Annotated in this window: 17 protein-coding genes; 5 read left to right on the top strand and 12 right to left on the bottom strand. The window is 63.3% G+C overall.

Translation table 11 applies throughout. The features are described 5' to 3' along the window. The first annotated feature begins 175 nt into the window (after positions 1-175). Entirely contained in the window at positions 176-829 is a 654-nt protein-coding gene (locus tag HY30_RS20050) for a hypothetical protein (protein ID WP_155839346.1), read from the top strand. 81 nt (positions 830-910) lie between these two features. Here HY30_RS20050 and HY30_RS13770 read toward each other — a convergent pair whose 3' ends face one another. From HY30_RS13770 to HY30_RS13755, 4 genes are all read right to left on the bottom strand, one after another. Next, positions 911-1483: a cob(I)yrinic acid a,c-diamide adenosyltransferase gene (locus HY30_RS13770; protein ID WP_034741753.1), complete on the bottom strand. Its 573-nt coding sequence runs from the start codon at positions 1481-1483 to the stop codon at positions 911-913. Positions 1484-1492: 9 nt separating this feature from the next. Further along, the gene (locus tag HY30_RS13765) at positions 1493-1705 is read right to left on the bottom strand and encodes a twin transmembrane helix small protein (protein ID WP_034741751.1); all 213 of its coding nucleotides are present in this window, start codon (positions 1703-1705) and stop codon (positions 1493-1495) included. A 91-nt stretch (positions 1706-1796) separates the two neighbouring features. After that, complete coding sequence (locus HY30_RS13760; RefSeq protein WP_034741748.1) at positions 1797-2105, bottom strand: cell division protein ZapA; 309 nt, start codon at positions 2103-2105, stop codon at positions 1797-1799. After that, entirely contained in the window at positions 2106-2408 is a 303-nt protein-coding gene (locus tag HY30_RS13755) for a DUF4164 family protein (protein WP_051615494.1), read from the bottom strand. A gap of 102 nt (positions 2409-2510) precedes the next feature. On the opposite strand from HY30_RS13755, the gene tkt reads away from it, so the two are divergent. Then, complete coding sequence (gene tkt, locus HY30_RS13750; RefSeq protein WP_034741745.1) at positions 2511-4481, top strand: transketolase; 1971 nt, start codon at positions 2511-2513, stop codon at positions 4479-4481. Here tkt and HY30_RS13745 read toward each other — a convergent pair. Further along, positions 4478-5395, bottom strand: a complete 918-nt coding sequence (locus HY30_RS13745) for an AraC family transcriptional regulator (protein ID WP_081812250.1) — start codon at positions 5393-5395, stop codon at positions 4478-4480. The genes tkt and HY30_RS13745 overlap by 4 nt on opposite strands. 83 nt (positions 5396-5478) lie before the next feature. On the opposite strand from HY30_RS13745, the gene HY30_RS13740 reads away from it, so the two are divergent. Then, positions 5479-6213, top strand: coding sequence for an SDR family oxidoreductase (locus tag HY30_RS13740; protein WP_034741739.1), 735 nt, complete (start codon positions 5479-5481; stop codon positions 6211-6213). Between the two features lie 4 nt (positions 6214-6217). Here the strand turns inward: HY30_RS13740 and HY30_RS13735 are convergent, their stop codons facing one another. Both HY30_RS13735 and HY30_RS13730 read right to left on the bottom strand, forming a co-directional pair. Then, the gene (locus tag HY30_RS13735) at positions 6218-7018 is read right to left on the bottom strand and encodes a hypothetical protein (RefSeq protein ID WP_051615493.1); all 801 of its coding nucleotides are present in this window, start codon (positions 7016-7018) and stop codon (positions 6218-6220) included. Further along, on the bottom strand, positions 6991-8226 hold the full coding sequence (locus HY30_RS13730) for an MFS transporter (protein ID WP_051615495.1): 1236 nt from the start codon (positions 8224-8226) through the stop codon (positions 6991-6993). The genes HY30_RS13735 and HY30_RS13730 overlap by 28 nt, the downstream gene beginning before the upstream one ends. A gap of 152 nt (positions 8227-8378) precedes the next feature. On the opposite strand from HY30_RS13730, the gene HY30_RS13725 reads away from it, so the two are divergent. Beyond that, positions 8379-8738: a hypothetical protein gene (locus HY30_RS13725; protein ID WP_162176952.1), complete on the top strand. Its 360-nt coding sequence runs from the start codon at positions 8379-8381 to the stop codon at positions 8736-8738. A 76-nt stretch (positions 8739-8814) separates the two neighbouring features. On the opposite strand, the gene HY30_RS13720 is transcribed toward HY30_RS13725, so the two are convergent. Beyond that, positions 8815-9261 (bottom strand): hypothetical protein, encoded by a 447-nt coding sequence (locus HY30_RS13720; protein ID WP_034741733.1) that lies wholly within the window; start codon positions 9259-9261, stop codon positions 8815-8817. An 8-nt stretch (positions 9262-9269) separates the two neighbouring features. Then, entirely contained in the window at positions 9270-9755 is a 486-nt protein-coding gene (mmcB, locus tag HY30_RS13715; protein ID WP_051615492.1) for a DNA repair putative endonuclease MmcB, read from the bottom strand. 180 nt (positions 9756-9935) lie between these two features. Here mmcB and HY30_RS13710 point away from each other — a divergent pair, with 180 nt between their 5' ends. After that, positions 9936-10823 (top strand): RNA polymerase factor sigma-32, encoded by an 888-nt coding sequence (locus HY30_RS13710; protein ID WP_034741730.1) that lies wholly within the window; start codon positions 9936-9938, stop codon positions 10821-10823. 5 nt (positions 10824-10828) lie between these two features. Here the strand turns inward: HY30_RS13710 and HY30_RS13705 are convergent, their stop codons facing one another. From HY30_RS13705 to HY30_RS20360, 3 genes are all read right to left on the bottom strand, one after another. Next, the gene (locus HY30_RS13705) at positions 10829-12538 is read right to left on the bottom strand and encodes a DUF2207 domain-containing protein (protein WP_034741725.1); all 1710 of its coding nucleotides are present in this window, start codon (positions 12536-12538) and stop codon (positions 10829-10831) included. Beyond that, positions 12538-13092: a LemA family protein gene (locus tag HY30_RS13700; protein ID WP_034741756.1), complete on the bottom strand. Its 555-nt coding sequence runs from the start codon at positions 13090-13092 to the stop codon at positions 12538-12540. Before HY30_RS13700 ends, HY30_RS13705 begins: the two co-directional genes overlap by 1 nt. Before the next feature lie 78 nt (positions 13093-13170). Beyond that, positions 13171-13431: hypothetical protein (locus HY30_RS20360; protein ID WP_034741722.1), on the bottom strand; the 261-nt coding region annotated here is incomplete at its 5' end.

Raw genomic sequence — 13431 nt, 5'->3', positions numbered from 1 at the left:
TCCAGTTTGTTGGGAGCAGAGCATTCATGCTCTTGTTAGAAAAGCTACACAAGACGAGCATCCGACACATTGCGGGTAGCGCTTGGCTCTTCACAGACGAAGAAAGGCGCGTTGAAGGAATAGAAGTGGCTGTATTGAGCTGAGTGGCGTAGATCGCAGTAGACGTAGAAGACTGATGGATATTCGACGGTCTCGAATCTCCAGTGAGCAGCAAGGTGGAAATAGCGTGGTTTTTAAGAATTTTTGCTCGTCTTTGATTGCTGTATTGGTGGTAAATGGTTGCGCTACTTCTGGAGTCGGTTCTGACTTCCCCGCTCAAGATTTTGAAAAATTGTACCAAGAATTCGAGGGGCGAGCTGCAGCCCTACGAGAGACTTATCCAGAGTACCCGAAAGTCGGGACAACATATCTGAGCTTCGACCCAGACCATAAATTTCAAGTAACCTATTATGAGAACGAAACTCGATCATGGCTATGGTACGGGGGTAACGATATTGCACTTCCTTCAGAGTGGAAGGTTGAAGAACGCGATATTGGCGAACATGGCACACCGCTATCAGGTGAGGCACGAACCCAAATTTGCTGGAAATATGGGTCGAACACATACAACCCATCCACCGGAAACACAGGCGGTAAATTTCAATGCACGGTTTTGATAAACGCATTGCAGATAACGGTAAGCTCCTTGGATGGTGACGTATTTAATCTCTCTAGCGGAGAAGTGCCCTATAGTAGGCAAAAGTGCGATGCGCCCGACGATTTCGTAATTCAAACTGAAAATACCCTTTTTGGCATTAAGGGTGCTGATGACTGTCTAAAGGGCGAATGAGGCTTTTAGCTGTCGCGGTTCAGTATAGCCCGCTTCGACGCCGAAAGCAGACAAGATGATTGCGTGTGCTTACGCGCTCTCCTACCGGTTCGCCCCCGGCACCCATTTGATGTCATCTGCGCCATTATTGTTCGCCACGCGGCCGATGACGAACAGCCAGTCCGACAGGCGGTTGGTATAGGCGAGCGCTTCGGGGCTCACCACTTCGTCTTCCATCGCGAACAGTTCCGCAATCATCCGCTCGGCCCGCCGGCAGAGTGTGCGCGCCACATGCAGCTGCGCCGCAAGCGGGCTGCCGCCCGGCAGGATGAAACTGTCCAGCGGCGCGAGGTTCACGTTCATCGCGTCAATCTCGGCCTCAAGCCGCTTCACCTGCGACTCGATAATCCGCAGCGGCGTCCATTCCAGCTTCGTGCCCCGGTCCGGCGTCGCGAGGTCTGCGCCAAGATCGAACAGGTCGTTCTGCACGCGCCGGAGGGCCGCCAAGGTTTCGCCCTCGGCATGCAGCGCCGCAACGCCCAGCGCCGCGTTCACCTCGTCCACTGTGCCATAGGCCGCAACGCGCGGGTCCCACTTGTCCAGCGGCTCGCCGGTCGAAAGGCGGGTTTTGCCCTTGTCGCCGGTCTTGGTGTAAATCTTGTCGAGCTTGACCATGACGGCCTCCTAGAAGCCGATCTTGAACGCGCCCGCCAGCGCGCCAAGCGCCACGAGAATGGCAATCACGATGGCCTGCACGAAGATGCGCAGCCGCATCAGCTTGTTCGAACGGCTCGCCTGATTGACGTCCGTGCGCGCGAGATTGGCGATTCCGAGGAAGAGCACGATCACAAGCGCCGCGATGGCAATATAGAAAGCAATCGACAGGAAGGTTTGCATCTGGGTCTGCCTTTCCGGCTGTGTCAGCCTTCAATATGGGCGCTTGGAGCCTGCTCGGCCATGCGCAAAGGGTCGCGGGACCTGGCTTTTCTCAGTGGCTGCCTTCAACCCGCGCCGCCAGCGCCTCGATCCGCGCGGCCGCATCGCTCAGCACTTTGGCCAGTTTCGCTTCGGCCTCCGAATTGCCCGGCACGGCCCGGCGCGCGGCGTCCAGCTCGTCCAGCAGGGCCAGCGCCGTGATCAGCAGCAAGCGCTCCTCGCCAATGTCGCCCACCGCGCCTGCAATCTGGTTCACGCGCGCATTCAGCTGCTCTGCCAGCATCTGGATGCGGGTTTCCTGGCCGGGGGCGCAGGCGATCGCATAGGCCTTTCCGCGCAGGGAGATGTCCGCTTTCGCCATCTATTCCGGGCTTTCCTCAGAGGTTCCACCGGCCAAATCGCCATTGCCCAGCGCCGCGCGCACCTCTTCGATGGCGGCGCCCAGCGCCTCGCTGGCCTCGTCGGCGAGGGCCTGCAATTCCTCCTCACGGGCGAGTGACGCATCCAGCTCTTCGGCCATACGGGCACGGTCTTCCACCAGTGCCGCCAGCTCTGCGCGGGTCACGGCCGGGTCGCCCGTTCGCGACATGAGCGAGTCGAGCGCGCCCTCAAGGCGCTTCAGGGCCGCATCGAGGCGGCGGGCAGATGGGTCAAGGTCACTCATTTCCTCAATGAAGTAACGGCATTGCTGCCATCCGCCAAGCGGCTTGACGTTGGGGCGGGAGTCTGGCCTACGACACGCGAAGATTTTTTTGGAGATAGCAGAATGGCTGTTACGAACCGGGATATGGCAAATGCCGTCCGCGCCCTGTCGATGGATGCAGTAGAAGCGGCCAAGTCGGGCCACGTTGGCCTGCCGCTGGGCATGGCCGATGCAGCGACGGTGCTCTTCCGCAAATTCCTGAAATATGACCCGACAGACCCCAAATGGGCCGACCGCGACCGTTTCGTGCTCTCCGCGGGCCACGGCTCGATGCTCATCTATTCGCTGCTCCACCTGACCGGTTACAAATCGGTCAGCCGCGACGATATCCGCAATTTCCGCCAGATCGGCTCCAACACGCCCGGCCACCCGGAGAATTTCGTCACCGATGGCGTCGAGACGACCACCGGCCCGCTCGGCCAGGGCATCGCCACCGCTGTCGGCATGGCCATTGCCGAACGCCACCTCAATGCCCGCTTCGGCGACGAGCTTGTCGACCACAAGACCTATGTCATCGCCGGTGACGGCTGCCTCATGGAAGGCGTCTCCCAGGAAGCGATCACGCTGGCCGGCCACCTGCAGCTCAACCGCCTCATCGTCCTCTTCGACGACAACCATGTCACCATCGACGGCAGCACCGACCTCTCGGACAATACAGACCAGTGCGCCCGCTTCGAGGCCTCCGGCTGGGTCACCCGCAAGGTCGACGGCCATGACGAGAAAGACGTCACCGCCGCCCTCAAATGGGCCCAGACCCAGAAGAAGCCTGTCTTCCTCGCGGTCAAGACGATCATCGGCTTCGGCGCGCCAAAGCTCGCCGGCACAGGCAAGGCCCATGGCGGCCCCTATGGTGCAGACGAAATCGCCGGCATCCGTGAGAGCCTGAAATGGCCCCACGCGCCGTTCGAAGTGCCTGCCGCCATCGAGGACGCCTGGAAAAAAGCCGGCGAGCGCAGCAAGGAGGCCCGCGCCGACTGGAAGAAACGCCTCGCCGCCTCCCCGAAAAAGGGCGAGTTCAACGCCGCCATTGCCGGCCGCCTGCCCAAGAATCTCGGCAAGGCGCTGGTCAAGCACAAGAAGGCCGTCGTCGATGGCGGCCAGTCGAAAGCCACCCGTCAGTGGAGCGGCGACGCGCTCGAAGTCATCACCGGTCTCGTGCCGGAAATGATTGGCGGCTCGGCCGATCTCACCGGCTCGAACAATACGCTCACCTCGCACACACCGTCCCTCACGCCTGACAATTGGGGCGGCCGCTACATCCATTATGGCGTGCGTGAGCACGGCATGGCCGCCGCGATGAACGGCATGTCGCTGCATGGCGGCATCATTCCTTATTCGGGCACGTTCCTTGTGTTCGCGGATTACAGCCGCCCGGCCATCCGCCTCGGCGCCCTGATGGGTGCGCGCGTCATCCACGTCATGACGCATGATTCCATCGGCCTCGGCGAAGACGGCCCGACACACCAGCCGGTCGAACATGTCGCCAGCCTCCGCGCCATGCCGAACATGCATGTCTTCCGCCCGGCCGACGGCGTCGAAACCGCCGAATGCTGGGAGCTCGCCCTCGAAAACGCGGAAGGCCCGGCCACGCTCGCCCTCACGCGTCAGGGCCTGAAGCCTGCACGTACAACGCACACAGAGGAAAACCTCTGCGCCAAAGGCGGCTATGTCCTGTCAGACTGCAAGGGCAAGGCCCAGGCCGTCATCATCGCCACCGGCTCGGAAGTCGAAATCGCGCTCGCCGCGCAGGAACAGCTCGCGAAGGACGGCGTGAAAACGCGCGTCGTCTCGATGCCCTGCATGGAGCTTTTCGAAGCACAGGACGCGAAATACCAGTCCGACACGCTGGGCGGCGACACGCCGAAAGTGGCGGTCGAGGCCGGCGTCCGCTTCGGCTGGGATCGCTGGATCGGTCGTGACGGCGGCTTCGTCGGCATGGACAGCTTCGGCGCAAGCGGCCCCTACAAGGACCTCTACAAACACTTCGGCATCACCGCCGAAGCCGTCGCAGAAGCCGTCAAGGCGCGGGTCTAGTCTGGGTCGTCCTGCTTCGGGAGGCGGTCATGCGTGGGCGCGTAACCGAACGTCTTCTTGTAGGCGTGGCCGAAGGCGCTTTCGGACGCATAGCCGAGACGCGCCGCCAGCGGTCCGACCGGGCTGTGCCCGGACCGTAATGCCCGCCGCGCCAGCGTCATCCGCCAGCGCCGCAGATAGGTAAGCGGTGGCTGACCTGCCCGCTTGCGAAAATCCCGAGCGAACACGGATCGCGACATGCCGGCATGAGATGCAAGGTCTGCTACGGTCCAGTCACGTCCGACATCGGCATGCATCGCCTGGAGCGCCCGCCCGATTTGAGGATCGGCCAGCGCCCCTATCCAGCCAGCCGCCTCGCCGTCCCTGTCCGAGAGACAGGCTCTCAGCACCTGCACCAGTAGGACGTCAGCCAGCCGCCCGCAGACCAGTGACCGGCCTGCCTGGGCTTGTGACATCTCAAGGTCAAGCAGGGCCAGCGTGTCTCGCAGGATGGCCGCCATGGGCGCTTGAGCCGTGACCAGCATGAAGTCCGGCAAACTGCTTTCCAGGAGCGCGAGGACATCGACGGCAAACTCTGCGGTCCCCCCCAGCATCAGCGTATCTTCCCCGCCGAGACGTACAGACCCGTCCTCCGCTGCTCGGTAAAGGGCCTCGCCATCCGTTGGCGTCCGGCCAGGGTCACTCGCGACCATATAGGACGTATTGCCGAGCAGGAATGTGTCGCCGGGTTTCAGCAACAGCGCGGCTCGTCCGGGAATGCAGATCCAGCAGTTGCCGCGCAACAGCGCCACGAACTTGAGCCGCGTCTTGGCGCGGAAAGCGAGGGCCCAGTCTCCTGCTGCCTCGAGGCGCGTAAGGCTCAAGGATCGTGCACCGGCCAACTCCAGAACTTCGGAGAGGGGATCGGCATTCATGGACGTTTGCGACGAATTCATGGGGAATTGAACATATCACATCCCACTCTGTCGACCCATATCTTCCTCAAAGGAGACACGACATGAATATCGAGGGCAAGATAATCGTGATAACGGGTGCGAGCAGCGGAATCGGGCGGGCAACCGCCCTCCGGCTGACGGAGGCCGGGGCAAAGGTCGTCCTGGGCGCCCGGCGGGAGGAACCGCTGGCAGACCTCGCGGCGGAGATTTCGGCGGCTGGTCATGAGGCAGTCTTTCGGCCGACCGATGTCCGTCGGCGCGCGGATGTCCAAGCCCTCGCCGATCTCGCTCTCAAGCGCTTCGGCCGGCTCGATGTCTGGGTCAGCAATGCTGGCATCGGGCCCATTTCGAAGTTCGATGCCCTGCGCGTCGACGACTGGGACGCCATGATCGACATCAACATCAAGGGCGTCCTGTATGGCATTGCGGCTGCATTGCCCATTTTCCGGCGGCAGGGCGCGGGCCACTTCGTTCACGTTGTCTCCACGGCGGGCCTCCAGCTTGTACCGACCATGGGCGTCTATGCTGGCACCAAGAATGCCGTCCGCACGATTACCGAGGTCCTGCGCCAGGAAGCCGGTCCACACCTGCGTGTTACCGAGATTTCTCCGGGCATGACGTCCACGAACTTCGGCGACTCGATCACGGAGGACGCTGTCCGCGAAGGGATTGAACGCCGATTGGGCGACATCGGCATGTCGCCGGATGCCATCGCCCGCGGCATCGCTTTCGCCATCGGTCAGCCGGCGGATGTCGATGTCGGCAGCATTGTCATCCGTCCGACGGCGCAAGGCTGATGCCTCATTTCGGCTGCCTAAACCTGTCCACTGCCACTGACAGCCCCGGCCGCCGCTCACCCGCCAACAGACGCTCGGTCAGGCGCTGGTAGTGCAGGATGAAACGGGAAACCCATGCCTGCCGCGCCGGGGGCAGGCCGCCCGGCGCCACGCCCAGCGTCGTCTCCTCCTGCTGCATCCGCCAGCCCAGAACCGTGTCAAAGCCCGGCGCGTCGATATAGAGAAACGCGTCGGCCATGTCCCAGAGGCGCTGGTACGGCCCGGCGAGCTGCGCTTCCTGATACGCGCGCCACGCACCGGCCTCATCCTCCGCCTCCACCGCATTCAGCGGGGCGGCCTCAGGCGCGGACAGGTCCGCTGCGACGCCCATCATCCACCCTTCCACGAAAATCACGCGCGGCGCCCCCGCCAGAACCGGCCACTCCGCCTCAGGCCGCCGCTCATCCTCCGCCTTGTCGAACGCAGGCACGGGGATCCGTTCCTCCGCGCCTGATGCCTTGAGGCGCGCAAGCGTGTCCCTCAGCAGCGCCACATCATGCGTCCCCGGCGGCCCGCGCGTCTCAAACAGCGGATGAACGTCCCGCGCCAGCGCCATGCGCTCGTTCCGCGTCAGGTAGAAAGCATCGAGCCCAAGCGCGACCGATCCCGGTATGGCCGAAGTCATCGCCGCCATCGCCGTCGACTTGCCCACGCCCTGAGGCCCGGCCACAAAGATCACCCGCGCCCCGCGCGCCACTTCGGCCTCCGCCAGCGCCAGCAGCGCCTCGGCCAGCGGCGTCAGGCGGCTTGCGTCTTGTCTGTCCACCGGAAGCTCCACAGGCAAAGACCGAACATGGTCACCGACATGGCGAGCGCCAGCAGCGCCGTGCCGTGCCAGCCCGCCGCGTCATACACCGCCGTCCCGGCCCAGCTGCCCGCGCCGCCGCCGAGGAACATGATGACGATGTAAACGGTCATCAAACGGGTGCGGATGTCCGGTGCGCGGTTCAGGAAGGTCATCCGGTTGCACACGTCCAGTGCCGGCCCGCCGACATTCATCATTATGATCGGGATCATCAACAGCCAGATACTGTGCCCCATGAAGAACAGCATCGCCACGCCCACGAGCTGCGTTCCCGAGAGCGCCAGCCGCGCGCGCCGCGGCCCGATCCTGTCGGCCCAGGCGCCAAAGCGCGGTGTCGTGTAGAGGTTCACCACGCCGAGCACGGCGAGATAGCCGACAACGTCCACGCCATAGCCCATTTCCGGACTGGTCAGGTGCAGGCCAAGCCCCATCCACACCGCCAGGAACACGCCAAAGCCCAGCGCCTGTATCGCGCCCGACAGCAGGATTTCCGGAAAGTCCCGCACGATCCCGCCAATCGAGAGGATCAGGCGCCAATAATTCTGCCCGGCCTGGCGATCATTGCCCGCCTCGCGCGGTTCCATGATGCGCGGCAACAGGAAGGTCACGGCCAGCATGAGGCTTGCAGCAATGAAATAGACCGTCCGCCAGCCGAAATACTCCGCCACCACGCCCGCCCCCGCGCGCGCGACAAGAATGCCGCCCACAATACCCGTCGTGATAATGCCCGTCGCCCGTCCAAGGTCGCCCGGCGCCACGCGTTTCGACACATAGGCCGGCAGCAGGTAGGGCGCGATGGTGAAGAAGCCGAGCACGGTCGAGCCCAGCACGAACAGGCCATAATGCGGCGCAAAGGCCATCACGGCCACCGACGCGCACTGCGCTGCCACCAGCACCGACACCAGCCGCCGGTTGCTGAACCAGTCGCCCAGCGGCAGCAGCAGCAATATGCCCAGCGCCAGCGCGACCTGGTTGAAGGCCGGCACCATGCCGATCATCGCATGGCTGATGCCGAAGCCGTCCGCCACCAGCGAGATGATCGGGTGGATATAATAGGCATTGGCCACCACGACCGCCGTCGCGCCCGCCAGAACATAAAGCTCGCGATTGGTGAGATATTTCGGTGAGGGAGGCGGCAGCGTATCGGCGGGGGCAGGGGCGGTATCCATGCCCCACCCCAGCCCGATTACGCGCCCGGCGCAAGCCTTCACCATGAGGCAGGGGCGGCGCGAAGCGTCTCTCCCCACCCCGTTCCCAGTCACTACGGGCCATCCCGCCCGAATTGTCCGACAGCGTCCGGCCCGGGCCTATAATGGCGGCCATGGAGCCCGAATACATCTCCCTCTACCGGCACGTTAGGGTGCTCTACTGGCCCTGGCTCTGGTGGCAGCTGCGGATCATCACCCGCTGGCGCAAGGAAACGGGCCGCGCCCTGCTGATCGACACCGACCGCCGAGGCAATATCCATATCCGCGCAATAGGCGATGATCCCCGCGCGCCCCGTCCAAACACAATAAATGCCCCCGTCGCGGCAAGGCTGACGCTCGCGCTGAGTGATCCAGAGTCTGCGTGTTCCCGGCGCATGCCGGGACCTCAGGCCATTGAAGCAAAGTCACCCGCCGCACGAGACCCCGGCCTTCGCCGGGAATACGGAATCCACATGTCCATCCCGGACACCTGACCCTTCCTAAAATCCTGAAAATCCGGACCCCACCCCCAAAGCGCCTCACCGGGCGCCGCACGTGCAGGCGAAAGGGTCAGCCCTCGTTCGGCTCGAACAGGTCCAGCTGGTTCGGGTCGACAAAGCGCTTCCGGCGGCCGGGCTTGGTCCGGCCGGAGCGGAAATAGAGATCATCCGTATGATCGGCCTCGTCGGCCTTGGGCTCTGCCACCGGCGCAGGCTTTTTCGGCTTTGCAGCCTTCTTCGCCTTGGCCGGATCGACCAGCCGCCAATAGCTCACCGCCAGAACCGGCGCGCCCTTGTCGTCCTCATAGCGCTGCAGGAAGCCATGCGTCAGGGCGTCCGCCGTGCCCGCCATCTTGGCCGCGGCCTCTTCCTCGCTCACGCTCAGCCATTCGGTGTGCAGCGACTCCACGACCAGGCCGCCCGCCAGCTTTTCGGCTTCGGTGCGCGTGCGCGCGCCCCGGGCCGCCGGGTCCAGGGCTTCGGTCACATTGCGGGCAAGGGGATAGGCGTGGCTCATGAGCGGCGTCAGGTAAGCGAGACTTGGCGGTCCGTCCAGCCCGCATCATTGACCATCTGCAACCGGCACGCCGCCAGCCGGGCAAATCGCAGCGTCACGGCCTTGCGCCGCGCCCCCGCCAGCTTGTCCACAGGCGCCTCGCGGATCACCGCCCCGCCAAACCCATCGGCTACGATCAGGCCCACGTCTTCCGGGATCAGTTCCTGCGGAAAATCCGCCATCACGGCAAAATAGAACCGGTCGCAGAAGGGCATATAGTCCTGCCATTTGGCATCAGAGCGGAAATCGGCGACCGACGACTTGATCTCCACGATGGCAATCTCGCCCGCCGGGCCCACGGCGGCAATGTCCGCCCGGCGATTGTTCGCCAGCGTCATCTCGGTCACGCCATGATAGCCAAGCCCCGCCAGCAACCGCAGCGTCCCGCGCGCAATCTCGCCCGCCCGCGAAGCCGGCAGCCGTATTTCAGTCGTCAGGTTCTGTCCGTCTGCCATGCGCCGGGACCATTCGTTCCGCTATTGTTCTCATGTCAAACCTACGCCCGGGGCCCCATCAGGGTCAAGCGGCTGTGCCCCCCGTCGAAAATCGCGCCGCGCGCTGATCCGATCAGGGCCGTAATGCGTAAACGAAATACAAATCGGAATTGTCCGGATCATTTCGGGAGTGTCTGAACCATGGCAAGCGCATACGACTCGAACGGACCCGCCGACCGGGCCTTTGTCCGCACCGCCATGAAGGCGCCCATGCTCGAACAGCAGCACGAGCTGGACCTCGCCCGCCGCTGGCGCGAGCAGGAAGACGAAGCCGCCCTCCACGAACTCACCACAGCCTATATGCGCCTCGTCATCTCGATGGCCACGCGCTTCCGCCATTATGGCCTGCCCATGTCCGACCTGGTCTCCGAAGGGAATGTCGGCCTGATGATGGCCGCCGCCCGGTTCGAGCCCTCCCGCGAAGTGCGCTTCTCCACTTATGCCAGCTGGTGGATCCGCTCCTCGATCCAGGACTATGTCCTGCGCAACTGGTCCATCGTGCGCACCGGCACGACCTCGGCCCAGAAATCCCTCTTCTTCAATCTCCGCCGCCTGCGCGCCCAGATCGATGACACAGGCGATGGCGTGATGACGAAAGAGAACACGTCGTGGATTTCCGAACATCTTGGCGTGCCGGTCCGCGATGTCGAATCCATGGCCTCGCGCCTTTCGGCCAGCGACCGGTCGCTGAACGCACCGATGGTCGCCGATGGTGACGGCGAATGGCAGGATTTGATCGCTGACGATTCCGCCATTCCGGAAGACCAGGTCATGACCAATCGCGATTCCACACGCCGCAAGGAATGGATCGCCGATGCTCTCAAGGCCCTGAACGAGCGCGAGACGCATATCATCCTGCAGCGCCGCCTCTGCGACGAGTCCGTCACGCTGGAAGCCCTCGGCATCGAGCTTGGCATTTCCAAGGAGCGTGTCCGCCAGATAGAGCATCAGGCGCTCGGCAAATTGCGCAAGGCCCTCGTGCGTATTGTCGGCGATCCGGAAGACTCAGGCCTCATCCCGAACGTGTGAGGCGGCTACCAGCCGCCGCCACCCCCGCCGCCGCCACCGCCCCCGGAGAAGCCGCCCCCGCCGGAGCCTGACGAGCCGGAGCTTTGCGGCATTGAGCTGGTAACGCCCGAGCTGATCGAGCTCACCATGCCGCTCGTCATATGGCCCACATCGCTGAAGCCGTTCGCGGCCATATTGGTCCAGGCCGGATTATAGGCCTTCGCCGCTTCCGGCATCAGCCTCTCGAAATGCTTCGTCCACGGCTTCTCCACGTCCAGCGCAATCGCATACGGCAGGAAGGTCTCGTAACGCTCGGTTGTCATTGGTGGCGGCGCTTCGCTGCCCACCTCGACAGCATTCAGCTGCAGCTTCTCGGCCGTCTCCATGTACAGCTTGAAGCCCTCGATCTCCGTACGCACGTTCTGGCCCAGCTTTGTCGGTGCTGGCATCAGGTACATGAACCAGCCATTGAGCGCGATGATCCCGGCAATCAGCGCCGTATGCCACCACGACCATTGTGTCGCCTGCAGCACCGCGAACACGATGGCGCCGCCGCTCAGCAGGATGGCAATCACCGTGTATCCGATGTTCCAGCGGAAATACTTGTCGCCATATTTCCGGCTCAGCGCCGAGGTGAATTTTGTATAGGCCTTGGTGAAGCTCGGGTCGGATACGTTTCCGAAGCTGCGGGTCGTCCGCTGGCTGAAAAGATCGGCCTCCAGGTTCAGGTCTTCCGGCGCTATCGGGTGCGGCTTCTGGCGGCTCTCCGTCAGGGTCAGCGTGGTCAGCTTTGACTTGCCCGCCTCGATGATGAGATGCCCCTTCACGGCGAGGTTCATCAGCGTCGCAATCAGCGCCCTGTGGCCCGACAGGCCACGATTATAGATGTAATGCACGGCCGCCGGCGAATAGCCTTCCGGCGGCGCATAGTGCGGGAAGACGGGCCCTTTTACAGGGTCGCGCCCGACACGGTTGAAGTTGCGCCAGGAAAACCAGAACACGCCCAGCAGGGACGCAATCAGGATGGCCAGCGAGCCATTGCGTTGCCACCAGCGCCGCGTCTCGTCTGCGCTCGAGGGCGGGTCGATCAGCCCCTTCTCGATGCCGACAGCCACCGTCAGGCCCTGGCCGGGCTGCAACGTCCCGGTCGTCGCAAAGCCCTGCACATTGCCCTCGTCGCGATAGGTATAGTCAGAGCCTGCGTCGCCTGATGCGCCCGTATAGGCGGCGTGTTCCTTCACCTGCGCGCCTTCAGGGAAAGTGATCGTCACGTTTGCCGCATCGATCGGAAAGTCCCAGTAATTGCCCGTGGCATTCCAGTAGACTTCATCCATGTCCGCAAAATAACGCACCTGGTTCTTCACCCGGTAGCGGATCTCATACGTATGCGCCCCATTTTCGAGATAGACATCTGCGTCCCCGATGCGCACCTGCATCGCATTGCCCTCACTTGAGGTCTCATACGGTTCGCGCGCCCCGTCCCGCGTCACGCTCAATATCTTGTAGGCATAGGGTAGCTTCGCGCCATCATCCTCATAATAGCGTGGCAGCAGCCGGAAGATGCCGCGCTGGATCTGGTAGCCCTCGGCTGTCACGTTCAGCGTCTCGCTGACCACGATGTCGCCGTCGCGCTCAACGTCGATCGCCACATCGAACCGGTTTATCCGCTCCTCCGCCATCGCGCTCAGCGACAGGAGGGCGGCCATCAGGCCAAGGATCAGACTGCGTATGCCCATCATGCGCCCCGGAAGTCGACGCTTGGGAGCGCCCGGTCGGCTGTCTCGATTTCGAAGAACGGGCTCTGCTGGAATCCGAACGGCCCGGCTATCAGGTTCGCCGGGAAACTCTCCACCGCAATGTTCAGCTCGCGCACCGCGCCATTGAAGAAGCGCCGCGCCATCTCGATTTTGTTCTCGGTGTCGACCAGCTCCTTCTGCAGGTCGAGGAAGTTCTGGTTCGCTTTCAGGTCCGGATAGGCCTCGGCCACCGCCACCAGCCGTGCCACGGGCTGCGACAGGGCCGACTCCGCCGTCCCCCGCGCGACCGGATCGTCGCCTGCCGCCAGCGCTGCGCCGCGTTTCGTCACCACTTCCTGGAACAGCGTGTTCTCGTGCGCGGCATAGCCCCTGACCGTCTCGATCAGGCGCGGGATCAGGTCCGACCGCCGCTTCAACTGCACGTCCACATCGGCCCAGCCATTGCGCACCATCTGCCGCTTCTGAACCAGTCCGTTATAGATCAGGATGAGCGCCAGCAGCACGACAAGGCCCAGCCCGATCAGGATATAAATGCCCAGCATGTGCGTCGTCTCCCGGTGGTCTGACTGTCCCTGTATCGGCCAAACGCAGGCGTTTGTGAATGCCTGCGCCTAATCGCGGACCACGGTCTCCAGGTTAAGCGGAGGCGAAATCTCCGGTTTGTCATGGTAAACATAGCTACGTGCCATCACCGGCGTCCGGTACAGCGCCGCGCCCGAGATCTTTATTCTGATACGGCCGGGGCGAACGCGTCGCTGCTGGTGCCGGAGCCTCAGCCCCGCGAAAACAATCCCTAAAGGCTTCAAACTCGCCCCGGCATGCCGTATAGCCTCGCCCGGATGGTCCCGTAGCTCAGCAGGATAGAGCAACAG

The sequence above is a fragment of the Hyphomonas chukchiensis genome, from assembly GCF_000682695.1.
GTDB classification, from domain to species: Bacteria; Pseudomonadota; Alphaproteobacteria; order Caulobacterales; family Hyphomonadaceae; genus Hyphomonas; species Hyphomonas chukchiensis.
Note: the sequence above shows the minus strand (reverse complement) of the source record. Positions and strands in the feature narration are given on the sequence as shown.

What these genes read in the sequence shown, in the direction of transcription:
- HY30_RS20050 (WP_155839346.1), top strand. Translation starts at nt 176, where the DNA reads ATGGATATTCGACGGTCTCGAATCTCCAGTGAGCAGCAAGGTGGAAAT.
- HY30_RS13770 (WP_034741753.1), bottom strand. Translation starts at nt 1,483, where the DNA reads ATGGTCAAGCTCGACAAGATTTACACCAAGACCGGCGACAAGGGCAAA.
- HY30_RS13765 (WP_034741751.1), bottom strand. Translation starts at nt 1,705, where the DNA reads ATGCAAACCTTCCTGTCGATTGCTTTCTATATTGCCATCGCGGCGCTT.
- HY30_RS13760 (WP_034741748.1), bottom strand. Translation starts at nt 2,105, where the DNA reads ATGGCGAAAGCGGACATCTCCCTGCGCGGAAAGGCCTATGCGATCGCC.
- HY30_RS13755 (WP_051615494.1), bottom strand. Translation starts at nt 2,408, where the DNA reads ATGAGTGACCTTGACCCATCTGCCCGCCGCCTCGATGCGGCCCTGAAG.
- tkt (WP_034741745.1), top strand. Translation starts at nt 2,511, where the DNA reads ATGGCTGTTACGAACCGGGATATGGCAAATGCCGTCCGCGCCCTGTCG.
- HY30_RS13745 (WP_081812250.1), bottom strand. Translation starts at nt 5,395, where the DNA reads ATGAATGCCGATCCCCTCTCCGAAGTTCTGGAGTTGGCCGGTGCACGA.
- HY30_RS13740 (WP_034741739.1), top strand. Translation starts at nt 5,479, where the DNA reads ATGAATATCGAGGGCAAGATAATCGTGATAACGGGTGCGAGCAGCGGA.
- HY30_RS13730 (WP_051615495.1), bottom strand. Translation starts at nt 8,226, where the DNA reads ATGGATACCGCCCCTGCCCCCGCCGATACGCTGCCGCCTCCCTCACCG.
- HY30_RS13725 (WP_162176952.1), top strand. Translation starts at nt 8,379, where the DNA reads ATGGAGCCCGAATACATCTCCCTCTACCGGCACGTTAGGGTGCTCTAC.
- HY30_RS13720 (WP_034741733.1), bottom strand. Translation starts at nt 9,261, where the DNA reads ATGAGCCACGCCTATCCCCTTGCCCGCAATGTGACCGAAGCCCTGGAC.
- mmcB (WP_051615492.1), bottom strand. Translation starts at nt 9,755, where the DNA reads ATGGCAGACGGACAGAACCTGACGACTGAAATACGGCTGCCGGCTTCG.
- HY30_RS13710 (WP_034741730.1), top strand. Translation starts at nt 9,936, where the DNA reads ATGGCAAGCGCATACGACTCGAACGGACCCGCCGACCGGGCCTTTGTC.
- HY30_RS13705 (WP_034741725.1), bottom strand. Translation starts at nt 12,538, where the DNA reads ATGGGCATACGCAGTCTGATCCTTGGCCTGATGGCCGCCCTCCTGTCG.